The sequence below is a fragment of the Bradyrhizobium sp. USDA 10063 genome (assembly GCF_054063735.1).
Window position 1 is genome coordinate 876,971 of record NZ_JBSSGP010000002.1, and the last position, 23,869, is coordinate 900,839.

Genomic DNA, 23,869 nt, shown 5'->3' on the forward strand with positions numbered 1-23,869 from the left:
CGCGGGCCGGAAGGTGGTCCAGCCCCGTCATGTGGACAAAGCATTCGCCGTCGGGCATCAAGGGCTCGCCGCTTGTCGATGGAAATCCAGCGATTTCAATGATCTTTACCGATTTTCTCAACTTGTTGATGGATAACCCGACGCATCGCCTGAAGCGTCCTTTAGCGGGAGCGCGGCCATGAGTGGCGTCGACCGCCCGTCACCTTGGTGGGATCCAGTTCGGTACGCCGACAGAAAGCCGTTTCTCGAGGCGCGCAGCGCCGTGACCAAGGCGGTGCGGGCCTGGTTCGAAGGGCGCGGATTTTCGGAGGTCGAGACCGGCATCCTGCAGGTTTCGCCCGGCAATGAGACCCATCTGCATGCGCCACGAACGGAGCTGACGAAGCCCGATGGGAGCCGGGTGCCACGCTACTTGCGGACGTCGCCCGAATTCGCCTGCAAGAAGCTGCTCGCCGCGGGCGAAACCAAGATTTTCGAATTCGCGCGCGTGTTCCGCGATCGCGAACGCGGTGACCTCCATCTGCCTGAGTTCACCATGCTGGAATGGTACCGCGCCAATGATGACATCCACGCTGTGGTGACCGACACCCTCTATGTCATCACCGAGGCCGCGCACGCGACCGGCATCGAGCGATTCTCGTTTCGTGGCAAGACCGCAGAGGTCGGCGGCTTGCCTGAAGAGCTGACGGTCGCGTCCGCGTTTGAGCGCTTCGCCGGGATCGATCTCCTGGACACCATCGTTGACGGCGAGGGCGACCGCGCGGCGCTTGCGGATGCGGCGCGGGACCGGGTACGGATTGCCGAGGATGACACTTGGTCGGATATTTTCAGCAAGGTTCTGGTCGAGCATGTCGAGCCGCATCTCGGGCAGGGACGCCTGACCGTGCTGTCCGACTATCCGATTCCGGAAGCGGCGCTGGCGCGCGCAGATCCTTCCGATCAGCGTGTCGCCGAGCGGTTCGAGGTCTATGCCTGCGGCGTCGAACTCGCCAACGGATTCGGTGAATTGACCGATGCCGCCGAGCAGCGCCGTCGCTTCGCCGCAGCCATGGATGAGAAGGAGCGACGCTACGGCGAGCGCTATCCGCTGGATGAGGATTTTATCGTCGCCGTGGGCGAGATGCCCGAGGCGAGCGGCGTGGCGCTCGGCTTCGACCGGCTGGTGATGCTGGCAAGCGGCGCGCTGCGGATCGACCAGGTGGTGTGGACGCCGCCGGCAGGTGAGACATGAACCAGATCGACCGAAATCTGACCGCAACGCTGCGCCAGCCCGCCGAACTCGTCGAGCGCGGCCTTGCGCCAGAGACAGCGCTTGCCGATCTCGAGCAGGTCGCGGTGCGCTATGCGATCGCAGTGACGCCTGACATTGCGGCGCTGATCGATCCAGACGATCCAAACGATCCGATCGCGCGGCAGTTCATCCCGGCCGCGAACGAACTCCTCACGCAAGTGGGCGAGAACGCCGATCCGATCGGCGACGATGCGCATTCGGCTGTTCCTGGCATCGTACACCGCTATCCCGACCGGGTGCTGTTCAAGCTCGTGCATGTCTGCGCGGTCTATTGCCGGTTCTGCTTCCGCCGCGAGATGGTCGGGCCGGGGAAGGCGACTGCGCTGTCGGAAGACGCCTATCGCGACGCGCTTTCCTATATCCGCTCGCGCCCGCAGATCTGGGAGGTGATCCTGACCGGCGGCGATCCATTGATGCTGTCGCCGCGGCGGCTCGCCGAGATCATGGCCGATATCGCTGCGATCGATCACGTGAAGATCGTCCGCCTGCACACGCGCGTGCCGGTGGCCGATCCGGCCCGCGTCAGTCCGGAGATGGCCCGCGCGCTGCGCGTGAAGGGCGCGACGACCTGGATCGCGATCCACGCCAATCATCCACGCGAACTGACGCCCGAGGCGCGCGCCGCCTGCGCGCGGCTGGCGGATGCCGGCATTCCCCTGGTGAGCCAGACTGTGCTGCTCAAGGGCGTCAACGACGATGCCGCCACATTGGAAGCTTTGATGCGGGCCTTCGTCGAATGCCGGATCAAGCCCTATTACCTGCACCACGGCGATCTTGCGCCGGGCACCGCGCATCTGCGCACGACCATCGAAGAGGGCCAGGAACTGATGCGATCGTTGCGGGGCCGCGTCTCCGGCCTGTGCCAGCCCGATTACGTGCTCGACATTCCCGGCGGCCATGGCAAGGCGCCGATCGGGCCGCGCTATTTGTCGCAGGAGAATCCGTCACATCGTGAAGGAACTGACGAAACACGCTATCGTGTCGTTGATTATTGCGGTGACGTGCATCTCTATCCACCTAGAGCATGATCCGGAAAAGTGGAGACCGGTTTTCCGAAAAGATCATGCTCAAGCAAAGAGATGGAATCGGAGACTCGTGAATATCGACGTTGCGGAACCGGCGCGATAGAGTGTTGAGAGGCAGGAGAATCAGGATGCGGAAAACAATCTTGTCGATGGCACTTGTGACCCTGATCGGTGCGCCTGCCTTTGCGCAGGGCGGGACCACGACAGTGCCGAAAACCGGTCCCGAGATGAGGCCGATTCCGGCGGCGCCGATTGGCCATCGTCAGCCGCGCCGCTCGGACGTGCCGAGCGAGAGCAATATCAACGACCCGAACAATCCGGTGAACAAGGAAGACGCTGCCCTTGATCGCAAGATCAAGAGCATCTGCAGGGGTTGCTGAGCGAGCCGCCGGACGCTGCGACGCCCAGCGGCCCCGTGCCGACTAGCGTCTAGGCCAGCCGTTCCCGGACATCGCGGCGTTGCGCCTTGCGCCGTGCCTCGACGGCATCGGCGAGCACGTTGAGCGAGGAGACCGTCGTCTCCCAATCGATGCAACCGTCGGTGATGCTCTGCCCGTAGGTGAGCGCCACTCCCGGCACCACGTCCTGCCGCCCGGCGACCAGGTTGCTCTCGATCATCACGCCCATGATGCGCATCTCGCCGCCGGAAACCTGGTCGGCGATGTCGGCGACGACCAGAGGCTGGTTCTCCGGCTTCTTGCTGCTGTTGGCGTGGCTGGCGTCGATCATCATGCGCTGGTTGACGCCTGAGCGCGCCAGCTCGGTCGAGGCGGCGTCGACGCTTGCCGCATCATAGTTTGGAGCGCGGCCGCCGCGCAGGATGATGTGGCAGTCCTCGTTGCCGCTGGTCGCCGCGATCGCCGAGCGCCCGCCCTTCGTCACCGCCATGAAATGGTGCGGGTGGGAAGCTGATTTGACGGCGTCGGCGGCGATGCGCACATTGCCGTCGGTGCCGTTCTTGAAGCCGACGGGGCAGGAGAGTCCGGAGGCGAGCTCGCGATGGATTTGGCTCTCGGTCGTGCGCGCGCCGATCGCAGCCCAGCTCACGAGATCGGCGATATATTGCGGCGTCGTCATATCCAGGAATTCGGCGCCGGCAGGCAGGCCGAGATTGTTGACGGCGGAGAGTACGCTGCGGGCAAGCCGCAGGCCCTTGTTGATGTCGAAACTGCCGTCGAGGTTGGGATCGTTGATCAGCCCTTTCCAGCCCACCGTGGTGCGCGGCTTCTCGAAATAGACCCGCATCACGATCTCGAGCCGGTCGGAGAGCTGCTCGCGCAAGGTAGCGAGGCGCTCAGCGTAATCGATCGCCGCTTCGGGATCGTGCACGGAGCAGGGGCCGACGACGACCAGCAGGCGGTCGTCCTTGCCGTTCAGGATGGCGTGGATGGCGTTGCGCGCCGCCATCACCACCCGCGTCGCCGTCAAGGTGCGCGGGACCTCTCGCATCACCTCTTCGGGCGTACTCAGCTCTTTCAGTTCTCTAATTCGAAGATCGTCAGTTGTACTCAACACGGCGGGCTCCTTTGACTTTTGGACCTGCCGGCCAACAAAAAAGCCGCCAGGTCTGGCGGCTGTTCGGACGTCTTGCTGCAATTTCACTAAATTGAGCGCGATCCTCCCGCCGCCAGCGAGCTGTCGTAGCTAAAGTACCAAAAATAGCTGGTGGCGACGTTGATCATGGCGGGCTCTATAGCGGAAGGATTCGGTCTTGTCACCTCCAAAGATTCGGTTCTGATTTAATCAGAACCGAATCTTTAGTTTCTTTTTTTGACGCGTTTTCTTCACGCGAACCGGTATCCACTTCGCTCGAAAACGCTCTAAATCATGGGTCGGTGCTGTGGGCGGCGAGCGCCATGCCGATCAGCGTGGCCCCGCCGAATAGGAGATTGAGGCCGACCAGGAGCCCGAGCGCCCATTCAGCTGAGCCGGGCAGGCCGGCGATGATGATGAAGGCGATCACGATGTCCATCAGTCCCGCGATCAGGAGCCACGACCAGCGCCCGGTTAATTCGCGCCGGTGCTCCAACGCATACATGATGGTGGCGACTCCCTCGGCGACGAAATAGGCGCCGACCACGATGGTCAGCGTCAGCACGCCCTGCATCGGCCGCGCCAGCAGGAGGAGACCGGCGAGCACGGCAAGCGCAGCAGAGATCAGCGACCACCAGAAGCCCGGCATCTCACGCGCCCAGTAGGTGAGGATCAAGCCGCCAATCCCCGAGATCAGGAACATCCAGCCGAGGAAGATGGTGACGGCGAGGCTCGCGAAGGGCGGTACGATCATCGCGGCGAGGCCAAGAACCGCGAGCAGGATGCCTTCGAACAGGAAGGCCTTCCAATGCGCCTTCACCGCGGCGTTCACTTCGGACTGCAGCTTGTCGAAGTTGTCTGGAATGGTCATCTCAGCTCTCCGGGCAGGCGCGTGATTGCACGAAATCCTAGAGCATATTCGGTTCTGATTATATCAGATTAGCCCGGTCCCGGCGCCGACGAAAAGCCCTCCGATGTCGTGCGAATCCGATTTCGCCCGAAGATGTAGATCGCCGTGGTCGCGATCAGGAGCGCTACGCCGATCACGATCGAAATCGCCGCGACCGGGACCAGGATCGCCGCCGGATTGTGCTCGGGATTGATCAGCCAGCGGCGGATCGACGTCAGCACGAAGGCCAGCCCGAGAAAGCCGGCGCCGCTGCCGAGGACGAGCACGGCCCACATCCGCCGCAACTGGCTCAGCCGTTCACGCGCGAGCGCGGTTCGCGGGGCATGATGGCGGCCGACCCGGTAGACCAGGCGGATGGCGAAGCCGATCGAGCTGAACCCGATCAGGACGCTCGCCGAGCCCAGGATCATCCGCAGCGTGGAGCCGAGATCGCCGCCCCGCTGCAGGGTCAGGAGCGGGAAATCGAACGCGGCATGCAGCAAGACCGGGGCGAGCAGCACCATGGCCCAGCTCGACAACCGCGCCCAGGCACGGTTCTGGCGGTGTGCGCCGAGCGCGGTGCCGGAGCGCGCGATCGCGACATAGGCGCCGGCGATGATGCCGAGCGCGCCGTGAAACGGCACGGTGAGCACGCTGCGCAGCACGGCGAGCGCGCGCCACATCTCGGCGTGCTGGACGAGGTAGGCGAGGTTCTCGTATGCGGCGAAGCCGAGCCCTACGGCGGCGCCGTAGACCACCGGGTCCATCGGGTCGGCGGAGGCGCGGCGCCGCGACGAGACAGCGATGATCACCGCGATCTTCACGATCTCCTCGGGCAGGGCGACGCCGAACAGCGAGCGCAGCACCAGCGTCATCCAGGGGTTTTCCGGTATCGCCAGCAATGCATTGAACGGCGCCCGCACCAGCCCAAGCAGCGAGATGCTGGCCGCGCCGAGCAGGAAAGCGAGCCAGACCTGCGCCGGCGGGCCCGGGCGTTCATCGGCGGCGATGACGAGCCAAAGCATCAGAAGCGCCGGCGCAATGGCGGCGGCGCCGATGACGGTTGGGAGAGACTCGAGCAACAGCATCTGCAGGCAATCAAACCGGGTACAGCTCAGGAAAATGGCCACAAAGCGAGCGCTTGGCAAGGCAACGTAACCGCTTTGCGATGAGTTCGGCGCGCCACATTCACGGCTTTTTGTCGCATTGCAGCGCCCATCCCACGGCCGTCCCCCGCGGAAAGCGGGGACCCATAACCACAGTCGCTTGTGATGTGCTCAGCCGCAACCGCTTGCTCGCGCACAATGCCTTCCTGTGGTTATGGGTCCCGGGTCAAGCCCGTGACGACGTGGGATGAAGCGCGCTTCGCTGTGCTCACATCACCAGCAAGCGCCGGCACGCATCGACGAAAACCTTCGCGCCCGTGACGATGTCGGCGTCGTTGGTGTTCTCGCTCCAGTGGTGGCTGATGCCGCCGATCGAGGGCACGAACAGCATGCCGGATGGCATGATGGTGGCCAGGACCTGGGCGTCGTGGCCGGCGCCGCTTGGTATCCGGATCGACTTGCCGTCGGCAAAGCGTGCGCTTGCGGCTTCGATGGCGTCCTGGAACGCGGCATCCATCATCGCCGGCGCGCCGGTGCGGATGCGCTCGACCTCGATGCTGCAGCGGCCTTCCGCCGTGACCTCGGCGGCCATGCGGCGCAAATGCGCTTCCAGGCGTTCGATCACGCTCGCGTCGTCGTCGCGCATCTGGAACAGCATTTCGGCGCGGCCCGGGATGATGCTGGGCGCGCCGGGGTCGAGCGTGATGCGGCCGGTGGTCCATACCGTGCGCGGGCCACACAGGGCAGGGAAGCTGTCGTCGATCGCGACGCAGAACTTGGCGAGCGCAAGTCCGGCATCGCGGCGGATCGCCATCCGCGTGGTGCCGGCATGGTTCTGTTCGCCGGTGAACGTGATGCGATATTGCCAGATGCCGACGATCGAGGTGACGACGCCGATCTTGAGGCCGCTGTCTTCGAGCGTCCTGCCCTGCTCGATATGGGCCTCGAGATATCCGACGTGCCGCCCGCGCTCGGCGGTCAGGCGCGGGCGGCCGGCAAGCCCGGCGCTCTCCAGCGCCTGGCGCATGGTGCGATCGCTGCTGCGGTCGCGCGCGGCATCGATCTCCGCTTCCGTCACGGCACCAACGTAGGAGCGGCTGCCGAGGAAATGGCCGAAATGTCCTTCCTCGTCGCACCAGGCGGCGACCTCGACGGCACCTTTGAGGTCCGCGTCGGGATTGATGACGCGAGCGGCCCTCGAGCGCGTAGATGACGCCGAGCGGCCCATCGAGCCAGCCCGCGAAATTCTGACTTTCGAGATGCGAGCCGGCCAAAAGTTTCGGACCGGGTTTTGCGCTGGTGCCGAGAACGTTGCCGATGCCGTCGATCGCGGAGGCGAGGCCGGCTTCCGGAAGCTTTGCGGCAAGCCACTCGATCGAGCGCATATGCGGTTCCGAAAATGTCGGCTTGTGCACGCCGGTCTTGTACGCGCCGATGGCGCGGAGAGCATTGAGATCGGCGAGAACGCGTGCGCCGTCGACAGGCAGGTTTGGATCAGGCATAGGAATGCACCCGTGAATGGTTTCTTCCATCCAGGCTCGCACACGGCGCGCAACAGGGAAAGCCGGCTTCCATCGGGGGCGGCGTTCGATCGGCGCGGACGAAGGGGTCGCCCTCTGGTCTCCGCAGCCAGAATGCATAGATGACGGATTGGTGAAGCGAATATTGATTTGGCGCAAGCCGGGACAACCCTGACTTGCTTCCAATGCGATCAGCCCCAAGTAGACGGGCAGCAAAAAAATCGGGAAACGGCCGTGGGCGAGATCACTCACTTTGTCGCCATGCCATTCGACCTGACCGACGATGGTCTCGTCGCCGGCGAGCCCTTCAAATGCGCCAGTCCCGCGGCGGCGATCGAGCGTGCGAAAGGCTATTGGCAGGTCCTGGGCCATGCCGGAGCCGTCGCGTTCGTCCGCGTCGGCTATCCGGAATCGACGACGACCGTGCTGCGCGCGTTCGGCAACGTGCCTGACGATCTGTTGCACGGCTAATGTGGCAGCAGCGGCATCACGCAGTCAGCCACGCAAATGCACGGCGCAGGTACGCGTGGGCATCCTTTTCCACGGGTATGCCGTGGGCCATCAGCACCTTCTTGGCTGGCCACGCGAGAATATGTTCCAGAGACTTTCGCGCGGCGCGGCGGTTGGTAAAGGCTATACGAAATTTCCGCGGCACCGATGGCTCGGGCCCTACCATCAGGTCGAGCTTTGCCACCATGGCGCGCCAGCCGGAATTGCGGTCGGCCGGAATCTGCTGGATCAGATCGGTAAAGAGCACGGTGCCGCTCTTGATGTGAAAAAACACCACCTCCGTCGTGATAAGGTTGCCGTGCATCAGGACCTGATCGATCTCCTCGATCCAATCCGAGCTCGGCACACTTCCGAGGTCGGCATCAAAGACGATGTCATAGCGTTTCTTTCGCAATCCCGGTGGAGCGTAGAGCTTGGCGCCGGGATAGGCGCGCTTCCACTCTGGAAGAAACAAATGATGAAGTGAATTGGGAGCAATAATGTGCCGCACCTGACCGACGGCATCGACCTCTGCCCGTAGGCCATCGGTGAGCCGTATCGGCGACCAGATGAAGAGGCTTCCGTCCGACAGTCTGATGGCAGCCATCCGAGTGGGATAATGAAATCCGGCCACCGCGACGTCAGGTCCGTCCGCAGTCCAGATATCGCGATCGAATTCCTTCAACATGGCTGATCCAATTGGTACCGACGGAGGTTAGCTGTCGCAGGCTGTGATAGGTGGCGGACTCACTAAAGCACAGCCATAGTTGCATCTTGCTTATCGGTTCCCGATAAAGCCTCAGTCCTGAGCATCAAGTTCTTTTGTTTCCAGAGGTGCCGTGCCCGGCTGTCTCCGGACACGCAATTGGTGCTAGTTCAACGTGTCTACCCGTAACGGGAGTACGCGATGGCAAGGCTCGGTCGAGACGAAGGATGCCGGACGCAGCCGCTCTTGAGCCGCAGGGCATTACTTCGCGGCGCGCAAGCCGGCGCATTCTCGCTTGTGGCGGCCCAAACCACGCCAGTTGCGCGCGCTCAGAGGCAGCCGAATGAGACGGCCGATCATAAAATCCGGATCGCTCCGACCTCGCTGGAAATCGCGCCCGGAAAGGTAATCAAGACCACGGCCTACAATGGGACCGTCCCCGGCCCGGTGCTGCGCCTGAAGGAAGGACGACCGGTACGGATCGACGTCACCAACGATTCCGGGTACCCGAACCTGATCCACTCGCATGGCCTGATGATTCCTTCGCTTCAGGACGGCGCAGTCGAGGAGGGCTCGCCGATCATCGAGCCGGGAAAGTCGCTGACATATTCATACGTTCCCAAGCCTTTCGGGACGCGCTGGTATCACAGCCACGCGATGGCGATGACCGATCTCGCCAAGAGCACCTATTCGGGCGAGTTCGGCTTTCTGATCGTCGAGCCTGCTGCCGGCGATCCCGGCAGCTACGATCGCGAGGTGTTGCTTGCCGCCCACCATTGGGACGGCCACTGGGTCAGCATGCAGGATATCAAGAAGGGGCCGCCACCGGACAACGGCCTCGAAGTCATGTATCACGCCGCCACCCTGGGCGATCGCATGCTCGGCCACGGCGAGCCGGTCCGGGTGCGCGAAGGCGAGCGCGTGCTGTTTCGCGTGCTCAATGCGAGCGGCAACATGGGCATCTCGCTCGCGCTGTCGGGGCATCGCTTCAAGGTCCTGGCGCTCGATGGCAATCCCGTTCCGACGCCCGCGACAGTCGATGTGTTGAAGCTGGACGTCGCCGAGCGGGCCGACGTGATCGTGGAGATGAACAACCCCGGCGTCTGGGTGTTCGGCGCGACGGATGACGAAGACCGCAACATGGGGATGGGCGTGGTCGTCGAGTACGCCAATCGACGTGGCGAACCGACCTGGTCGGCGCCCGTCAATTCCAGATGGGACTATACCGTCTTCGGTCAGCCGGGCGCGGCCGCTGCGGCTCCCGACGAAACGATCAGCCTCAAATTCGAGAAGATCCCGGGCGGACGCGGCGGGTACAATCGCTGGACCATCAACGGCAAGTCGTGGCCGGACACAAATCCCCTGTTCACCGTCGAGCGAGGCAGGCGGTATCGCCTCCTTCTGAATAACAACAGCGGCGACGAGCACCCGGTGCACCTTCACCGGCACTCTTTCGAGATCACGAAGGTTGGCGACAAGCCGACATCCGGTGTGATCAAGGACACGATCAGCTTGCCTCGCTTTTCCACGGCCGAGGTCGATTTCGTCGCCGACGACCCCGGGCCGACCTTCTTCCACTGCCATCACCAGGACCACATGGACGAAGGCTTTGCGGGACTGATCACGTATGGATGACAGCGTGAAATGTGATCCAAATTTAAGATGACGCGCCGGTGCAGCGGGCTAGTTTCGCTGCACATGGTTCGATGAGTTGGGTCCGCAGAAATGGGACGTTTTGCAACTACAGTTGGCCTCTACGAGCAATTCCGGCCGCCTTATCCTGTCGCATTCTTCAGTGAGGTCGCCCAGCGCCTGGGGCTCGCAGGGCGGCATGCGCTGATCGATCTCGGTACGGGGCCTGGCCTGCTCGCGCTCGGCTTTGCGGACTATGTCGGACGCATTGTCGCCGTCGATCCCGAGCCGAATATGCTTGCGGCCGCGCGGCAGACGGCCAAGCGGGCCGGACGGGACGTGACACTGGTCGAAAGCAGGGCGGAGGACTTGCCTGAAGGCATCGGCCGCTTCGATCTCGTTACCATCGGACGAGCGCTCCATTGGTTGGACGAGAGCACCCTGGGCCCGCTGTTCGAACGGCTGGTGGCGCCGGGTGGCGTCGTGGCCGTATGCGCGTCCTCCTCGGCGACAGACGGGCGCAATGTGTGGCTCGAGGAATACACCACAGCGCGGCGTGACTGGTCGGATCAAAAGCTATGGTCCGAGTCGCGCTCGGGTCAGCGCGTGCGTCGCGAGCTTTCCTCGCTGCTGCAAGGCACCGCATTTCAGGCCGCCGAGGTGATCCGGGTCGAGAGCGTGAACGAAACCAGTGTGGCTGACCTGGCGCAACGCATGTTGACCTTCTCGTCTTCCTCGCCGGCCGCCTTGGGCGAGAAGGTCGAGCCGATGCTGCGCGATGTAAAGGCGCGCTTGATGCCGATGAGCCGGAACGGCGTGCTCACCGAGTTCGTTATATCGACCGCGCAGATCGCGCGCCGTCGGTGAAGAGAAAAGGCCGCGGTCGCAGAGCTTGCTTCTCACTGGCTTGCACATTGTTCGCGGCGATCCGCATCGCAGCTTCGGCCATCTTTTGGCTTTACTCGGCAAGTATCTGACAAAAACGATTTGTTAGCCCTTCTGCTTTTAGCTCACAGCATCAGTTGCGTCAGAGTATCGCCATGCGCCATGTTCGGAACCGGTTCAGCCGGATCGCCATCCTGCTTCTTCCGCTCACGCTTGGCGCCTGCGCGCAATATGGCGTGATGAATACGGCCTCGACCGGGCCGGGAGCGTTCGCCTGGGACGGAGCGGGAGAGGATCCGAACCAGCCGCGGCGAACGCCCAGGCGCGCAGTGAACGTATCTCAGGCGATCGCGCCATCCGCGGATGAGCCGGAGTTGGCCTTTGACGCCGATGCCGATCGCAAGCTCGCCAGCAAACTTGTGATCTGCAAAGGCTGCATCAAGCCGTCGGAAACGGCCGAGCAGGCTGATGGATCGCGCGTCGCCAGCCGCTAATCCCGGGTGATACACACGTGCGCATCGCGCGTTGCGTTTGGTTGCCGATCTGTTAATTCGATCGCGCTCACGTTGCATTCGCCGATTGCTTCGGCGGGCTTGTCTCGTTAGGCAATGCCGACAGCCTACTCGGCCGCGCTCAATCATCAAAAGGTCTGGAACGACGGCTCGGGCATCGTCCGCTCCGACGTCTATGCGATCGGCAATCTGCATTACGAGTTCCTCAACGACACCAGATCGATGTCGCGAGCACCAGCTTCGCCAATGCAATCGACCGGCTTTGGGGGCACCGGCGGCTTCCGCATCGTCTGGTGATCGGGCTGCAGGCCGCAGCCTCAGGCAAGTCAGCCACGCTATTTGTTGAACCACTGTAATCCTGGTTTCTCTGGAAATTGGTCGCCCCGGCGACCATATTTCGATTGGGTCCAATGAGGCGAAGAGCGGAGGATCGATGGCCGACGCTGTGGAACTTCGGAAGCGAGCGGAAATGTTCGAGCGACGCGCGGAGGAGGCGCAGGATCCGATCTCGCGGGCGCATTACCGGGAGATGGCTGCGCATTACCGAACACTGGCCGTCGAGCACCAGCGTGTTCGCAACGAGGAATCGGCCGATCACTAAAGCATGATGGCGCGCAGCTTCGCTGGAGAGCTGGCGGTGGACCGGCTCGCGGAGTGCCAGGCCGAAGGGCGGCAAATCCAGCGCGGCTTGGGCTTTTGCAGGTGCACAGGAACAATGACTCGCTAACCCCGGCGAGGAGGCGTAGGCTTTTGCTTTTACCGCTGAGGGGGCAAGAGGGCGACAACTCTCACGCGCTATTGCAATTGGACCCGCCCTTGGTTTGCAAAAATGCCCAGCGAAATGATGATCCGCAGGCTGCGGGTCAATTCCAGACTGAGCGAGGATGATGTTGCAGCGCTCCGCTCCTTGCGTGTTCAGGTAAAAGAATTCCCGGAAGAAACGGTCGTCGTTCGCGAAGGCGAACGCGCGACGCATTGCAGCGTGATCTTGAGGGGCTTTGCCTATCGCGCCAAGGTGGCGGAGAACGGCAAGCGACAGATCCTCTCGTTCCACCCTGCAGGGGATATGCCGGACCTGCAGGGTCTTTACCTGGATCGCATGGACCATGATCTGGTGACGCTGTCGCGCGCCCATATCGCCTTCATTGAGCACCGCGCCATCCATCAGCTCATCGAAGCCAGGCCATCCATAGCGCAGGCGCTCTGGCGCGAAACGCTCGTGGACGCGGCTGTCTTCAGGGAATGGATCGTAAGCCTGGGCACGAGAACGGCCGCGGGACGCATGGCCCATCTCATTGCGGAACTCCGCCAGCGGCTGACTGCAATCGGGCTGGCCGCCGATGACGAGTTCGAATTTCCGATCACGCAATCGAAGCTCGCGGAGGCGCTGGGGCTAAGCGCTGTACATGTCAACAGGGTGCTGCAGTCCTTTCGTGCGGAGGGCGTGCTCGACATTCAAAAGAACATGGTGAAGCTGAGCGACATCGAGAAGCTGGTGGAGATCGGAGGGTTCAACGATACCTACTTGCACCAGCAATGAAGCTTTTGCGGAACGAGAGGGAGCTGCGCCGCGTTGGCGCAAAATGCATACCTATCAGTTTCACATTGGCGGGCTCAGGCCTTTCCATGATGTGGAGGGCATGGAACTGCCGGATGCCGAAACCGCCTGGGCGGAAGCTCTGCGACTGGTGCGCGATATCGAGGGAGCGCTGCAACCGGGGGAAGGCTGGGCGCTGGACGTGGTCGAAGACGGCGCAACGATTTTCCGCATCAGCCTTGAGACTGCAGACCTTCGGTTCGGGCGTGACAGCCGTCCCATCAAAACAGTGAGGCGTCTCGGCTAGAGGTCTTTGATCGCGGCAAGCCAATCCGCTCCGGCAATGCTTCTGTTCAAAAGTGCACAAACCGGCCGATCTGAACGCCGGAGCATGCGCTGAGAGGACGCGATCTCCGGAAATCTGGAATCACATGGGTTATTGCAAAGGCCCTGGCTCATGGGAAAAGCTAGCGGCATTTCGCAGGGGAGGGGTAGCCAATGCGACGACCATGCGGGCCTCTGATGTCCGAGGCGCATTTTTATCTCAATACCACCAGCCTGTTTGATCTTCAGCGCGAAGTGACGGCGCTGTTTGCCCTTCGCAAGCGTGTCGCGGATGCCGAATTGGCAGCCACGCGCCGCGCACGCGAGGTCCGCGCCGCGGTCGACCGGCGCGTCCCACCCCGGGGGCGACGAAAGGCTCATTGATCTCCAGAACTACGTGGCCGATCGCCAGCGAAGCCTTGGTGCGCTGGGCGGCAGTCCTGGGATGCCACATCGGCTGACATAATCCTGTTGTAGGCCGGGCAGAGAGCCGGCCGGCGATCGATCTTTGAGCCAATGCGACAGAGTTGGCAGGATGCGAACTGGGTTGGAATTCGATTGGTTTGTTCAACGAGCTGTCACAAAAGGATCGAGGCGGCGCCTGCGTTCGGGTATGGCATCATCCTGCCGTGCGCTCATTGTAGTGCGGCCGGAAGCCCGGAAGCGAATATCGGATGGCGATCAAGAACGACCCGTTAGGTGATGCAGAGGCGCTGCCGGCGGAGGCATCGAATCCGTTCCTGCAATTCGTTCTGCCGTCGGTAGTCGCCATCATGCTGCTGGCGGGCGGCGTCTATTGGATCAGGCAATTGCCGACCAAGCTGACGCCATCAGGGACCAGCGGTACCATTCAGATCAGTCTCATTCGGACATCTGAGGTCGCCCCACTGCCGGTGCGGGCTGCGGATCAGCCGATCGCTTCCAATCCGGGCGTTCAGTCGGAGCTGCAGGGGCGATCCGAGCAGCAGGCCGAGGATCGGCCGCCGACGCCACCGGCTGATGCGTCGGCCTCGATCGAGCAGCCGGCGACACCAACCGTCAGCGCGCTGCAATCATCCGTCAGCTTGCCGCCGAACAGCGTTGCGGTCAGATTTCAGCACGTCTTGATGCGGCATATCGAGCGCTTTCAGCGCTATCCGGGAGCCGCGCGGCGCGGGCACCTCGAGGGGACGGTCAAGGTGGCGTTCGTGATGGACCGCGACGGCAGGATCGTCAACGCGTGGGTGAGGTCAAGCTCGGGCAAAAGCGTCCTGGATAAGGAAGCGGTCGAGGCGCTTCGACGTGCTGAACCCTTGCCGAGCATTCCCGGCGAATTGCCGGGCCGGCTCAGCGTGCTGCTGCCGGTGTCCTTCGCTGCGAACTAAAGCGTGGTGACTTTTCTTCGAATTGTCATGCCGCTTTAGCTTTTTGTTTGAGCATGATCTTTTTGGAAAACCGGTCTCCTCTTTTCCGGATCATGCTCCAGCCAATGCCATGCTATCTGCTGAAGCGCGCCAGACGGTTGCCGATCTGGCTCTTCTTCCGCACCTTGATCCTGAAATCGTCGATCCGTTTTCCCAACCTTAACTGCGCGACCAACCACCGCGGCCTCTTGCCTCGACCGGCCCAGGTTTCTGATGGTTGATCAGGATTGCGGTATTTGGGCTGTACCTCCGGATATGGCCGGCGCGCCGAAGCTGGAGCCCGCAACTGCTTCAGACGATCTTCCAACTGCGCCTTCATCAACCGAATTTTCTGTCGCAGGACGTCAGCGAGTTCGACATGCAACGCCCAAAGGCTGTCAGAACTCATCCGCCTAAGTTTGGTTCGTTTCATGACAACAACTCCATCACGATCCCAACCTCATAATGATCATTATCCATCCGCCTCGCCGGGCACGCTGCGACAAAACGTGCCTCGACAATGACGATTCCGTGTAGAGGTGCATCACTGTCTGCAAGACGACTTGATCATCGGATTTGCACCTCGCGAACGCCTCGCTCTCGACCAGCCGCGTCACGAAATTGCATGAGTAAGCGATCATCTGTATCAATCAGTGCGGCCGTTGCGCCCCTCTCTCAAGCTCGCGATTCTCCCCGATGGCACGTCATCTGTTATTCCTGTGCACCGGCAATTATTACCGCAGCCGGTACGCGGAAGAGCTGTTCAATCACCGCGCAGGGCGCGCCGACTTGGACTGGCGCGCCTTCTCGAGAGGCGCCGCGGAAAGGGGATCGCCTGACAACATCGGTCCAATGTCGCCATTCGCGCTGGAAGGTCTCCAGGCTAAGGGCATCGTGCCGATCGGAAACTTGCGGTACCCTCAACCTTGTACGCCGCCTGACCTGAGGAGCGCGGATCTCATCATCGCACTGAAGGAGGCGGAGCATCGGCCTCTCATCGAACGGCGTTTTCCGGAGATGGCGGGCAGGGTGACATATTGGCACGTGGACGATGTGGACATCGCCAAGCCCGCCATTGCCCTGGCCTTGATCGACGACCTCGTCGACGATCTATTGAACTCGCTCTCGGACCATCGGGCGCCGTAACGGAGCGCGCATCGTTTCCCTGGTCGGCGGCCGGTCTGCTCATGCGTCCACTGCTTGCTCGGCTACGGACCGCGGCCCGATGCCGGCTAACCTCTCCGCATGTGCTTGATTTGCAAGAGATCTGGCGCTCCCTAGCGGAATCGAACCGCTCTCTCCACCGTGAAAGGGTGGCGTCCTGACCGATAGACGAAGGGAGCAAAAACAATCGGCAAATCAACGCGTTAGGCGCAAGATGTGCCGGATTGGCCGCCGACGGTTACTGGCGGCGACGGAGCGAACGTATAGTGGTGATTGGATGGGGGGGCAAGCCGCAGGACGGCCCTTTTTGCAGCCATCCCCGGATGGCCGCGGACCGGCGCCGATACCCGAAAAACCGCGGGTATTTCGCAACGCTTTGTAAAGCCTGATGCCGTAGGCGTCCCCCATGGCGTTCAACAGCAAGAAGCGCGAGGCGCGCAAATCGATGCATCAGCCGGGCTGGATCACGCTGGAGGGCGGATTCGCCGCGCGGCCCTGCGTGGTGCAGGACATGTCATCCACCGGCGCCAAGGTCACGATCAACGATCCCAACACGCTGCCTGGGAAATTGCGCCTGGCATTCTCGCGCGATGCGCGCACCGGACGGCCCTGCGAGGTGGTCTGGCGCCGCGGCAGGACCGTGGGCGTCAAGTTCGTGAACTGAAATCCAGGGTCCTTAGGTCTGAGCCCAGCATGCACACGGTGTATGTCCGGACATCCGTCCCTCTCCGGCAACCGAGGGCAGCAGCGGGCACAGTTCATCCTGAGCACGCTGCAACGAAAACTCACTCCGGCTGAATATTGGCGTCCTTGACGACCTTGGCCCACTTCTGAATTTCTGCGCGAATATGATCCGCGAATTGTGATGGCGTTCCTCCGACGGGTTCTACGCCCTGATCCGCGAAACGGCGCTTCACATCGTCCATTTTGAAGATCGTGTTCATCTCGGCGTTCAGCTTGTGCACGACTTCCGGCCGCATGCCTGCGGGCCCGACGATACCGAACCACACGGTAACCTCGTATCCGGGAACGCCTGCCTCCGAGACCGTCGGTACGTCTCCGGCGAGCGCCGAGCGAGTCTTGCTGCTGACGCCAAGCGCCCGCAGTTTGTCTGCCTTGACCTGGGGCAATACGTTCGGTGTGTTGTCGAAGGCAGCATCGATGTGCCCGCCGAGCAGGTCGTTCACCATCGGCGCACTGCCTTTATAGGGTACGTGCACGATGTCGATTCCGGCCATGCTCTTGAACAATTCCATCGAGAGATGGTTGGACGAGCCGATGCCGGTGGAACCGTAACTGACTTTGCCGGGATTCTTCTTGGCGTAGTCGATCAACTCCTTGACGGAGTTGATCGGCATTGAGGGCCTGACAACGAGGAGATTCTGCGTCTGACCCGCGAAGATCAGCGGCGTAAAGTCCTTCACCGTATCGTAGGGCAGATTCTTGTAGATGCTGGGATTTGCGCTAAAGGGAAACGCGACGCCGAGTAGGGTGTAACCGTCAGGCGGGGCCTTGGCGACGGCTTCGGTGCCGATCAGCGTGCCGCCGCCCGGTCGGTTCTCGACCACGACGGGAACACCCCAGGCCTCGCCGAGCTTTTGCGATACGATACGCGCCAGCGTGTCATTGAATCCGCCCGGCGGGTAGGGAACGATGTAGCGGATGGTCCGGCTCGGGTAATTGTCCGGATCGGCCGCTGTTGAGGCAGTCTGCGCGGACGCGGCGGTGGCGCCGACCAGGAAAGCGAGAAGGGCGCGGCAGGCGAAGTGAACAAGTCGGAGTGCGCTCGAGGCAACTTCAGCCTGCTGCGTTTCAGACATAACAAGGTCCCTCGATCAGCGGATGCGCGTTGATGAACGCCTCGTTGATCTCGACGCCGAGGCCGGGCACTTCCGATGGCTTGACGCATCCGTCGGCGTCGAGCTTGTACGGGACGCCGCCGACCTCGTCGCGGAACGGATTGTGCTTGGCGACGTCGCCCTCGAAATAGCCGGGGGCATCGACGGCCGCGAGCACGTTGATGGTGGCCGCCATGTTGATGCCGGTCGCGGAGGTGTGCGGATTGAAGGATAGCTTCCACGCATAGGCCATCCCGGCGATCCGCATCGCCTCGGTGACGCCGCCGGTCTTGGACAGATCCGGCTGTACGAAGCTGACGGCGCGATCCTCGATCAGGCGAGTGAATTCGAAGCGCGTAAAGTGGTTTTCGCCGGCCGCCAACGGCGTCGAGCCGAGCGAGGCGGCGGTCTGGTACGAACGATAATCCTGCGCCGGGAACGGCTCTTCGAGCCATCCGATCTGCAACTCGTCATAGGCAGGCATCACGCGACGCACGTCATCGACCGTGTAGCCGGTATTGGCGTCGACCAGAATTTCGATGGTATCTCCGACTGCCTTGCGCACCGCGGTGGCGCGGGCGACGTCGTCGCGCGGAGTGTCACCGACGCGGAGCTTGATCGCCCGATAGCCCTGCGCGACGTAGCCCAGCGCTTCCTGCGCCAGCGATTCCGGCGCCTGCCATCCGAGCGAGATGCCGCCCGCATAGGCCTTGACCGGCTTCGAGGCGCCGCCGAGCAGACGATACAGTGGCCAGCCCGCCGCCTTGGCGCGGATATCCCACAGCGCCAGATCGAGGCCGCTGAGCGCCATTGCGGCGGCGTAGCCCATGCCGTGGCTCGAGAGCTGCATCTGGTAGACGCGCTGCCAGACGTCGACGACGTTCATCGCATCCATGCCGACGACCAGTTCGGAGATCGTGGTGTCGATCAGCTTGGCGATCGCACCGGGGCAGCGGCCGTGATGGGCTTCGCCCCATCCAACCAGGCCTTCGTCCGTGATGACCTTGACCAGCACCGCGTCGCGCTTCACCGCGCGGCCGATACCCAACCGGACGTTCTGGCCCTGCGGCACGGGATAGGAGATCGGAACCGCCTTGATCGATGTGATACGCATTTGAAGCCTCAGACCGCCTTGTGTTCGGGATTGACGAGATTGTGCGGCTGCTCGCCGCGCAGGATTCGGAGCATTTCTTCAGCCGAGCCAACCGCCATCGCACGGCCGCTGGCGGCGGTGATCCCCGCGATATGCGGCGTCAGCACCAGGTTGGGACAATCGAACAATGCATCGTTGGGCGGCAGCGGCTGGACATCGAACACATCGAGCGCGGCACCGGCGAGCTTGCCTGACCGCAATGCGTGGATGATGGCGGGCGTGTCGATCACGGCGCCACGCGAAACGTTCACCAGGACGGATTGTGGCCGCATGTGCGCCAGGAGATCGTGGCTGACGAGCTTGCGCGTCTCCTCAGTCAGCGCGCAGCAGACCACCACAGCGTTGCTCCGGGCGAACAGCTCCACCAGCGTAACTTCCTCGACGCCCGGCGGCAGCGACCCCTTGCGGCGCGACGTGCCGAGCACGGTCATTCCAAAACCGTTGCGCGCGATGCTGGCGACACGGCGTCCGATCGTTCCGACGCCGAGGATGCCGAGCGTCGTTCCGCTCAGTTCGGTGAGCCCGTCCGCCATCGCGCGGGCAGGAGCCCAGCCCTCAGCGCGCATCAGCGCATCCACGCGCTGCAACGGCCGGCGCAGATGCATCAAGGCCGACATGACATATTCGGCCACGGCGTTGGTGTTGCTTCCAGGCAGGTTCGCCACCGCGATGCCGCGCGCGGTGGCGGCCGCGACCGGGATGAAGTCGAGGCCGACGCCGTGACGGACGATACCCTTGAGGCGCGGTGCATGATCGACGATGTCGTCGGGCAATTTCGCGCGCACGATGATGCCGTTCGCGTCAGCCGCCCATTGGCGCAGCGTCTCCGGCCTGGTGTCGGGCGCGACGATCAGCCGGACGTGCGGGAGGAGGATTGCCTCGCCATCGCGATGCATGGCGTTGGTCAAGAGGACAACGGGTTTCTCAGGCATCTGGCGGGGGCCCCTCGATGATTGGATTTTGCAGCCGGCCGAGGCCTTGAACCTCGACCTCGACGGTCGAGCCGGGCCTGAGCCATGTCGGCGGCTTGTGCAGCCCGGCCACGCCGGCCGGCGTGCCCGTCGCTATGATGTCGCCGGGGTCGAGGGCCTGTTGCCGCGACAGATAGGAAACGAGGTCGGCGACATCGAACAGCATGTTGGCTGTCGAACCGGACTGCAGCGTGCGGCCGTCGACTTTCAGCGTCACGGTGAGCGCGTGCGGATCTGGCACCTCGTCGCGGGAGACGAGATAGGGTCCGAACGGGCCGAAGGTCGGGTAGTTCTTGCCGCGGTCGAAATGGCCGTCGGCCTTGATGATCTCGCTCGCGCTGACGTCGTTGAAGCAGCCATAGGCGACGACGTGATCGAGCGCATTTTCCTTGCGGACGTTCTCGGCCCGCGTGCCGATGACGGCGGCGAGTTCTGCCTCATAGGTGACGCCGCCGATCGTTGCCGGCAGGACAATCGACTGCTCCGGCCCGATGATCGTTCGCGGCGCCTTCATGAACAGCACTGGTTTCTCCGGCAATGCCATGCCGCGTTCAGCCAGCGCGTCGCGGTAGTTGTGCGCGATTCCGAAAATGCGCCGCGGTGCCGGCAGTGGCGCCATCAGCGTGACCACGTCGCGCGAAAGCCGTGCCGCCGGCGCGAGGCCATGCGCGCGAATGCTCTCCACGATTTTGGACAGGCCGGCCTCGATCAGGGCCTGCATCTGCGGCGCCGTACCGCTAAGGGATTCCCGCATTGCCAAATGCGCGAGGTCGACGATCGTTTCGCCGCCGTTGTCCAGCAACACGCCGGCGCGCGAAAAACCTTGCTCGCTGAAGGTGACGAATTTCATGCGCGGACCATCGGTTCACGCCACGCGGTAGCGATCGATCACGCGGCGATCGATTTCGATGCCCAGCCCGGCGCGGGTCGGGACCGCAATCCTGCCCTTGACCTGAACGATCGGTTCGAGCGCCAGATGATCGCGAAACGGGTTTTCCTCCTGTTCGAATTCCAGCATCGGCGGCATCGGAAACAGGCTCGGCGGCTGGTTCGGGATCGACGCCAGGAAGTGAATGGTGGCGGCAAGGCCGACCGCGGAACCCCAGGCGTGCGGCACACATTCGACCCCATGCGTTGCGGCAAGGCTCGCAATCTTCTTGCATTCGGTGATGCCGCCGGCCGCGCAGACGTCGGGCTGCACGATGTCCATCGCCTTGCGCACGATGGCGTCGCGAAAGCCCCAGCGGGTGAATTCATTCTCGCCGCCGGCGACCGCCATATCGAGCGCGCGCGAGACCTCGACATAGCCGTCGATGTCTTCCGGTGAGATCGGCTCCTCGAACCACTCGATGTCGAGTTCTTCGAGCTTGCGGCCGAGACGGATCGCAGCGGGCACGGTGAAGCAATGATTGGCGTCAACCATCAGCTTGATGCCGGGGCCGATCGCCTCGCGGACGGCTTTCACGCGCTCGAAATCGCGCTTGATCGATCCAAGCCCGATCTTCATCTTGATCGCCTTGAAGCCGGCCTCGACGTAACCTGTCGCTTCCTCGACGGCTTCGTCGACCAGCCGGTCCATGTCGGTGAAATAGAGCCCGGTGGCGTAGGCATTGACCTCGGTGCGGAAGGCGCCGCCGATCAGCTTGTGCAACGGCTTGTTGCAGGCCTTGCCGATAATGTCCCAAAGCGCAATGTCGATGCCGCTGATGGCGGCGATCGACATGCCCTTCGGCCCGTAATCCTTGATCCGGTTGTAGAGGTCTTCCCAGATCACCTCGATGTCGAAGGGATCGTGGCCGATCACGCGCGGGGCGAGCTGGGTGTCGATGAAGGCCTTCGCGACTGCCGACGGGCCGTAGCATTCGCCCCAGCCGACGATGCCGTCATCGGTTTCTATCTCGACCAGGCAGGTGCCGCGCGTCTTGTAGAGCCAGCCGCGCGACGAGGTAAAGGGGCGTTGCACGGGAGCGGCGACGACATGACAGGTGATCTTCTTGATGGACAAGCGCGTGGACCTTGGTTGGAGAATGTCGGAATGGAGGGGAGGGCGACGGTGCTGCCCGCGTCAGTTTATTCCTTCGGAAATACCTGCGAGGCCACCGTGCCGAGCGCGGCTGCAACGCGGTCGACTTCCTTGGTCAGTGCATCGCCCGTCATGTCGTCGACGAGGAATACGTTCTTCTTGGCGAATTCCTTGAAGCGCGGATCCTGAATGGCGGCGCGGAATGCGGTGATCAACCTGGTGCGGACATCGTCGGGCAGGTTTGCGGGACCGACGACATAGGCCATCTGGACGACCGGGCCGTAAGGGAACACGTCGTAGCCCTTCTCCTTGAAGGTCGGCACGTCCGGAAACATCTCAAGTCGCTCATTGGCGAAGATGCCGATCGGTTTCAGCAGTCCTTCCTGGATCTGGCCGAGCGTTTCCGACGGCTTCAGCACGCCGGAATCGACGTGCTGGCCGAGCAGGTCGGCCACCACTTTCGACCCGCCGGTGTAGGGCACGTTGACGAAGTTCACGCCTGCCGCGCGCGCGGTCATCGAGGCGAAGATGTGGTTCAGATTGTAATTGCCGGGGGTGCCGATCGTGACCTTGTCGGGATTGCCCTTCATGTACTTGATGAAGTCGTCGAGCGATTTCTGCTCGGCCTTGGTCGAGACCAGGAGCATCAAGGGATCGGTCGAGACGCGCGCGATGTGGGTGAACTGCGCATTGCTCAGCGGCGCCTTGCCCTGCGCCATCAGCGCCAGCGTCGAACTGGTGCCCATGCCGAGCGTGTAACCGTCCGGGGCTGCGCTCGCGACGCGACGCATGCCGATCACGCCGGTTGCGCCAACGACGTTCTCGATGACGATCTTGATGCCGTGTTCGCGCAGGATCGGATCGAGCGCCCGCGCCGCGACGTCGTTCGAGCCGCCCGCGTTCCAGGGCACGATGAAGGTGATGTCCCGCTGGGGAAAGGCCGACTGGCCGTGGCTGACGGTCGCCTGGAACGCCGAGATCACGCACGCCAAAGCAATCGCAGTAACTTTTCGCATTGTTCTTTCCTCCCGATTTGATGTTTGTTATAACAAACATCGTCAGCAGGTCAAGACAGGCCTGGATAGGGGGATTTGCGCCATGTCGCGCGCTGGGATAGCGAGCGTCGTATGACGGCATTGAAGCGAATCGAGCGTGAACCGCTGTGGGACCTCGCGCACGCCCAGTTGCGCGATGCCCTGCTGGCCGGTCGGTTCGAGCCGGGCACGGTGCTGACCCTGCGTTCGCTGGCCGAGAGTTTCGGCACCTCCATCACGCCGGTACGCGACGCCGTCACCCGTCTGGTGGCGCAAGGCGTGCTGCAACAGGGGCCGCGCAATTCTGCGATCGTGCCGCATCTGTCCCGCCGCGAGCTTTCGGACCTGACGGTGGTGCGTTGTGCCCTGGAGGGCCGCGCATCGCGGGAGGCCGCCTTGCGCCGGCATGACGAGGCGGCATTGCGAAAGCTGAAAGAGCGGCTCTCGACGATGCAGTCGCTGATCTCTGCTCGCAAGCTCGATAGCTATCTCGAACATCACCGCAAGTTTCACTTCGGCATTTATGCGATGTCGGGCATCCCCCTGCTTGTCGAGACCATCGAGAACATGTGGCTGCGTTGCGGGCCGGTGCTGTCCTACGTGATCCCCGAATATGTGGTCCTGCTGAAGGGCTGGGATCATCACACCGCGGCGCTGAAGGCGATCATGGCGGGTGACGCCGATGGCGCCGAACGCGAGATCGTCGCCGACATTAGTGATGCCGCGCACTACCTTGCGAGTCTTGCAGATTCGACGGGGCAATTGAGGCGACCGTCCAGCTAGTCACGTCAGGGCTACGCCTGCGCTAGAATCTCCCGGCCACGGATGCGGTTCGACCTGGTCTCATGATGCGCT

General features: G+C 62.8%; 27 protein-coding genes, 1 tRNA gene and 1 pseudogene. 16 read left to right on the top strand and 13 right to left on the bottom strand.

Annotated elements, in window-relative coordinates; genetic code table 11:
• The first annotated feature begins 178 nt into the window (after positions 1–178).
• The 3 genes from epmA to ACVJGD_RS06015 all read left to right on the top strand — a co-directional run bounded on the left by epmA (position 179) and on the right by ACVJGD_RS06015 (position 2,696).
• A complete protein-coding gene (gene epmA / locus ACVJGD_RS06005; protein ID WP_456633488.1) occupies positions 179–1,231 on the top strand; it encodes an EF-P lysine aminoacylase EpmA in 1,053 nt (350 codons plus the stop codon).
• A complete protein-coding gene (locus tag ACVJGD_RS06010; RefSeq protein ID WP_456633489.1) occupies positions 1,228–2,319 on the top strand; it encodes a lysine-2,3-aminomutase-like protein in 1,092 nt (363 codons plus the stop codon). The genes epmA and ACVJGD_RS06010 overlap by 4 nt, the downstream gene beginning before the upstream one ends.
• Before the next feature lie 125 nt (positions 2,320–2,444).
• Positions 2,445–2,696, top strand: a complete 252-nt coding sequence (locus tag ACVJGD_RS06015) for a hypothetical protein (RefSeq protein WP_456633490.1) — start codon at positions 2,445–2,447, stop codon at positions 2,694–2,696.
• 49 nt (positions 2,697–2,745) lie between these two features.
• Here the strand turns inward: ACVJGD_RS06015 and ACVJGD_RS06020 are convergent, their stop codons facing one another.
• From ACVJGD_RS06020 to ACVJGD_RS06035, 4 genes and pseudogenes are all read right to left on the bottom strand, one after another.
• Positions 2,746–3,831, bottom strand: coding sequence for a 3-deoxy-7-phosphoheptulonate synthase (locus ACVJGD_RS06020; protein WP_456633491.1), 1,086 nt, complete (start codon positions 3,829–3,831; stop codon positions 2,746–2,748).
• A gap of 310 nt (positions 3,832–4,141) precedes the next feature.
• Positions 4,142–4,720 carry an HdeD family acid-resistance protein gene (locus ACVJGD_RS06025; protein WP_456633492.1) on the bottom strand — a complete coding sequence of 193 codons (579 nt, stop codon included), beginning with the start codon at positions 4,718–4,720 and terminating at the stop codon, positions 4,142–4,144.
• 68 nt (positions 4,721–4,788) lie between these two features.
• Positions 4,789–5,826, bottom strand: a complete 1,038-nt coding sequence (locus tag ACVJGD_RS06030; RefSeq protein WP_456633493.1) for a PrsW family intramembrane metalloprotease — start codon at positions 5,824–5,826, stop codon at positions 4,789–4,791.
• 286 nt (positions 5,827–6,112) lie between these two features.
• Positions 6,113–7,346: pseudogene (locus ACVJGD_RS06035) on the bottom strand (hydantoinase/carbamoylase family amidase).
• A gap of 252 nt (positions 7,347–7,598) precedes the next feature.
• On the opposite strand from ACVJGD_RS06035, the gene ACVJGD_RS06040 reads away from it, so the two are divergent.
• A complete protein-coding gene (locus ACVJGD_RS06040; protein ID WP_456633494.1) occupies positions 7,599–7,835 on the top strand; it encodes a hypothetical protein in 237 nt (78 codons plus the stop codon).
• A gap of 16 nt (positions 7,836–7,851) precedes the next feature.
• On the opposite strand, the gene ACVJGD_RS06045 is transcribed toward ACVJGD_RS06040, so the two are convergent.
• Positions 7,852–8,541, bottom strand: coding sequence for a DUF4336 domain-containing protein (locus ACVJGD_RS06045; RefSeq protein ID WP_456633495.1), 690 nt, complete (start codon positions 8,539–8,541; stop codon positions 7,852–7,854).
• Positions 8,542–8,760: 219 nt separating this feature from the next.
• On the opposite strand from ACVJGD_RS06045, the gene ACVJGD_RS06050 reads away from it, so the two are divergent.
• The 9 genes from ACVJGD_RS06050 to ACVJGD_RS06090 all read left to right on the top strand — a co-directional run bounded on the left by ACVJGD_RS06050 (position 8,761) and on the right by ACVJGD_RS06090 (position 14,813).
• Positions 8,761–10,194 (top strand): multicopper oxidase family protein, encoded by a 1,434-nt coding sequence (locus ACVJGD_RS06050; RefSeq protein WP_456633496.1) that lies wholly within the window; start codon positions 8,761–8,763, stop codon positions 10,192–10,194.
• A gap of 90 nt (positions 10,195–10,284) precedes the next feature.
• Complete coding sequence (locus ACVJGD_RS06055; protein WP_456633497.1) at positions 10,285–11,058, top strand: class I SAM-dependent methyltransferase; 774 nt, start codon at positions 10,285–10,287, stop codon at positions 11,056–11,058.
• 173 nt (positions 11,059–11,231) lie between these two features.
• Positions 11,232–11,570: a hypothetical protein gene (locus ACVJGD_RS06060; RefSeq protein ID WP_456633498.1), complete on the top strand. Its 339-nt coding sequence runs from the start codon at positions 11,232–11,234 to the stop codon at positions 11,568–11,570.
• 114 nt (positions 11,571–11,684) lie between these two features.
• Positions 11,685–11,885, top strand: a complete 201-nt coding sequence (locus ACVJGD_RS06065) for a hypothetical protein (RefSeq protein WP_456633499.1) — start codon at positions 11,685–11,687, stop codon at positions 11,883–11,885.
• 136 nt (positions 11,886–12,021) lie between these two features.
• Positions 12,022–12,189 (top strand): hypothetical protein, encoded by a 168-nt coding sequence (locus ACVJGD_RS06070; protein ID WP_456633500.1) that lies wholly within the window; start codon positions 12,022–12,024, stop codon positions 12,187–12,189.
• A 228-nt stretch (positions 12,190–12,417) separates the two neighbouring features.
• Positions 12,418–13,128, top strand: a complete 711-nt coding sequence (locus ACVJGD_RS06075) for a Crp/Fnr family transcriptional regulator (protein ID WP_456633501.1) — start codon at positions 12,418–12,420, stop codon at positions 13,126–13,128.
• A gap of 43 nt (positions 13,129–13,171) precedes the next feature.
• A complete protein-coding gene (locus tag ACVJGD_RS06080; protein ID WP_456633502.1) occupies positions 13,172–13,432 on the top strand; it encodes a DUF6894 family protein in 261 nt (86 codons plus the stop codon).
• Between the two features lie 215 nt (positions 13,433–13,647).
• Positions 13,648–13,833, top strand: coding sequence for a hypothetical protein (locus tag ACVJGD_RS06085; RefSeq protein WP_456633503.1), 186 nt, complete (start codon positions 13,648–13,650; stop codon positions 13,831–13,833).
• 290 nt (positions 13,834–14,123) lie between these two features.
• Positions 14,124–14,813 (top strand): energy transducer TonB, encoded by a 690-nt coding sequence (locus ACVJGD_RS06090; RefSeq protein ID WP_456633504.1) that lies wholly within the window; start codon positions 14,124–14,126, stop codon positions 14,811–14,813.
• A 112-nt stretch (positions 14,814–14,925) separates the two neighbouring features.
• On the opposite strand, the gene ACVJGD_RS06095 is transcribed toward ACVJGD_RS06090, so the two are convergent.
• Positions 14,926–15,264: an H-NS histone family protein gene (locus ACVJGD_RS06095; protein ID WP_456633505.1), complete on the bottom strand. Its 339-nt coding sequence runs from the start codon at positions 15,262–15,264 to the stop codon at positions 14,926–14,928.
• Positions 15,265–15,527: 263 nt separating this feature from the next.
• On the opposite strand from ACVJGD_RS06095, the gene ACVJGD_RS06100 reads away from it, so the two are divergent.
• Positions 15,528–15,977 (top strand): arsenate reductase/protein-tyrosine-phosphatase family protein, encoded by a 450-nt coding sequence (locus tag ACVJGD_RS06100; RefSeq protein ID WP_456633506.1) that lies wholly within the window; start codon positions 15,528–15,530, stop codon positions 15,975–15,977.
• Between the two features lie 122 nt (positions 15,978–16,099).
• On the opposite strand, the gene ACVJGD_RS06105 is transcribed toward ACVJGD_RS06100, so the two are convergent.
• Positions 16,100–16,174, bottom strand: a tRNA-Glu gene (locus ACVJGD_RS06105).
• Between the two features lie 227 nt (positions 16,175–16,401).
• Here ACVJGD_RS06105 and ACVJGD_RS06110 point away from each other — a divergent pair.
• Positions 16,402–16,659: a PilZ domain-containing protein gene (locus tag ACVJGD_RS06110; protein WP_456633507.1), complete on the top strand. Its 258-nt coding sequence runs from the start codon at positions 16,402–16,404 to the stop codon at positions 16,657–16,659.
• 121 nt (positions 16,660–16,780) lie between these two features.
• Here the strand turns inward: ACVJGD_RS06110 and ACVJGD_RS06115 are convergent, their stop codons facing one another.
• The 6 genes from ACVJGD_RS06115 to ACVJGD_RS06140 form a co-directional block, all read right to left on the bottom strand.
• Positions 16,781–17,815 (bottom strand): tripartite tricarboxylate transporter substrate binding protein, encoded by a 1,035-nt coding sequence (locus ACVJGD_RS06115; RefSeq protein WP_456633508.1) that lies wholly within the window; start codon positions 17,813–17,815, stop codon positions 16,781–16,783.
• Positions 17,808–18,947 carry a mandelate racemase/muconate lactonizing enzyme family protein gene (locus ACVJGD_RS06120; RefSeq protein ID WP_456633509.1) on the bottom strand — a complete coding sequence of 380 codons (1,140 nt, stop codon included), beginning with the start codon at positions 18,945–18,947 and terminating at the stop codon, positions 17,808–17,810. Before ACVJGD_RS06120 ends, ACVJGD_RS06115 begins: the two co-directional genes overlap by 8 nt.
• Before the next feature lie 8 nt (positions 18,948–18,955).
• Positions 18,956–19,918: an NAD(P)-dependent oxidoreductase gene (locus ACVJGD_RS06125; RefSeq protein WP_456633510.1), complete on the bottom strand. Its 963-nt coding sequence runs from the start codon at positions 19,916–19,918 to the stop codon at positions 18,956–18,958.
• Positions 19,911–20,807 (bottom strand): fumarylacetoacetate hydrolase family protein, encoded by an 897-nt coding sequence (locus ACVJGD_RS06130; RefSeq protein ID WP_456633511.1) that lies wholly within the window; start codon positions 20,805–20,807, stop codon positions 19,911–19,913. Before ACVJGD_RS06130 ends, ACVJGD_RS06125 begins: the two co-directional genes overlap by 8 nt.
• 15 nt (positions 20,808–20,822) lie before the next feature.
• A complete protein-coding gene (locus tag ACVJGD_RS06135) occupies positions 20,823–21,962 on the bottom strand; it encodes a mandelate racemase/muconate lactonizing enzyme family protein (protein WP_456633512.1) in 1,140 nt (379 codons plus the stop codon).
• A 65-nt stretch (positions 21,963–22,027) separates the two neighbouring features.
• A complete protein-coding gene (locus ACVJGD_RS06140; RefSeq protein ID WP_456633513.1) occupies positions 22,028–22,996 on the bottom strand; it encodes a Bug family tripartite tricarboxylate transporter substrate binding protein in 969 nt (322 codons plus the stop codon).
• 111 nt (positions 22,997–23,107) lie between these two features.
• Here ACVJGD_RS06140 and ACVJGD_RS06145 point away from each other — a divergent pair, with 111 nt between their 5' ends.
• Positions 23,108–23,797, top strand: a complete 690-nt coding sequence (locus ACVJGD_RS06145; protein WP_456633514.1) for a GntR family transcriptional regulator — start codon at positions 23,108–23,110, stop codon at positions 23,795–23,797.
• Positions 23,798–23,869: the final 72 nt, after the last annotated feature.

Bases quoted from the DNA above. Each gene is read 5' to 3' on its own strand.
- ACVJGD_RS06130 (WP_456633511.1), bottom strand. From the start codon at position 20,807: ATGAAATTCGTCACCTTCAGCGAGCAAGGTTTTTCGCGCGCCGGCGTG.
- ACVJGD_RS06085 (WP_456633503.1), top strand. From the start codon at position 13,648: ATGTCCGAGGCGCATTTTTATCTCAATACCACCAGCCTGTTTGATCTT.
- ACVJGD_RS06030 (WP_456633493.1), bottom strand. From the start codon at position 5,826: ATGCTGTTGCTCGAGTCTCTCCCAACCGTCATCGGCGCCGCCGCCATT.
- ACVJGD_RS06080 (WP_456633502.1), top strand. From the start codon at position 13,172: ATGCATACCTATCAGTTTCACATTGGCGGGCTCAGGCCTTTCCATGAT.
- ACVJGD_RS06095 (WP_456633505.1), bottom strand. From the start codon at position 15,264: ATGAAACGAACCAAACTTAGGCGGATGAGTTCTGACAGCCTTTGGGCG.
- ACVJGD_RS06100 (WP_456633506.1), top strand. From the start codon at position 15,528: ATGGCACGTCATCTGTTATTCCTGTGCACCGGCAATTATTACCGCAGC.
- ACVJGD_RS06055 (WP_456633497.1), top strand. From the start codon at position 10,285: ATGGGACGTTTTGCAACTACAGTTGGCCTCTACGAGCAATTCCGGCCG.
- ACVJGD_RS06045 (WP_456633495.1), bottom strand. From the start codon at position 8,541: ATGTTGAAGGAATTCGATCGCGATATCTGGACTGCGGACGGACCTGAC.
- ACVJGD_RS06060 (WP_456633498.1), top strand. From the start codon at position 11,232: ATGCGCCATGTTCGGAACCGGTTCAGCCGGATCGCCATCCTGCTTCTT.
- epmA (WP_456633488.1), top strand. From the start codon at position 179: ATGAGTGGCGTCGACCGCCCGTCACCTTGGTGGGATCCAGTTCGGTAC.
- ACVJGD_RS06125 (WP_456633510.1), bottom strand. From the start codon at position 19,918: ATGCCTGAGAAACCCGTTGTCCTCTTGACCAACGCCATGCATCGCGAT.
- ACVJGD_RS06010 (WP_456633489.1), top strand. From the start codon at position 1,228: ATGAACCAGATCGACCGAAATCTGACCGCAACGCTGCGCCAGCCCGCC.
- ACVJGD_RS06115 (WP_456633508.1), bottom strand. From the start codon at position 17,815: ATGTCTGAAACGCAGCAGGCTGAAGTTGCCTCGAGCGCACTCCGACTT.
- ACVJGD_RS06015 (WP_456633490.1), top strand. From the start codon at position 2,445: ATGCGGAAAACAATCTTGTCGATGGCACTTGTGACCCTGATCGGTGCG.
- ACVJGD_RS06140 (WP_456633513.1), bottom strand. From the start codon at position 22,996: ATGCGAAAAGTTACTGCGATTGCTTTGGCGTGCGTGATCTCGGCGTTC.
- ACVJGD_RS06070 (WP_456633500.1), top strand. From the start codon at position 12,022: ATGGCCGACGCTGTGGAACTTCGGAAGCGAGCGGAAATGTTCGAGCGA.
- ACVJGD_RS06075 (WP_456633501.1), top strand. From the start codon at position 12,418: ATGCCCAGCGAAATGATGATCCGCAGGCTGCGGGTCAATTCCAGACTG.
- ACVJGD_RS06050 (WP_456633496.1), top strand. From the start codon at position 8,761: ATGGCAAGGCTCGGTCGAGACGAAGGATGCCGGACGCAGCCGCTCTTG.
- ACVJGD_RS06145 (WP_456633514.1), top strand. From the start codon at position 23,108: ATGACGGCATTGAAGCGAATCGAGCGTGAACCGCTGTGGGACCTCGCG.
- ACVJGD_RS06090 (WP_456633504.1), top strand. From the start codon at position 14,124: ATGGCGATCAAGAACGACCCGTTAGGTGATGCAGAGGCGCTGCCGGCG.
- ACVJGD_RS06120 (WP_456633509.1), bottom strand. From the start codon at position 18,947: ATGCGTATCACATCGATCAAGGCGGTTCCGATCTCCTATCCCGTGCCG.
- ACVJGD_RS06025 (WP_456633492.1), bottom strand. From the start codon at position 4,720: ATGACCATTCCAGACAACTTCGACAAGCTGCAGTCCGAAGTGAACGCC.
- ACVJGD_RS06065 (WP_456633499.1), top strand. From the start codon at position 11,685: ATGCCGACAGCCTACTCGGCCGCGCTCAATCATCAAAAGGTCTGGAAC.
- ACVJGD_RS06110 (WP_456633507.1), top strand. From the start codon at position 16,402: ATGGCGTTCAACAGCAAGAAGCGCGAGGCGCGCAAATCGATGCATCAG.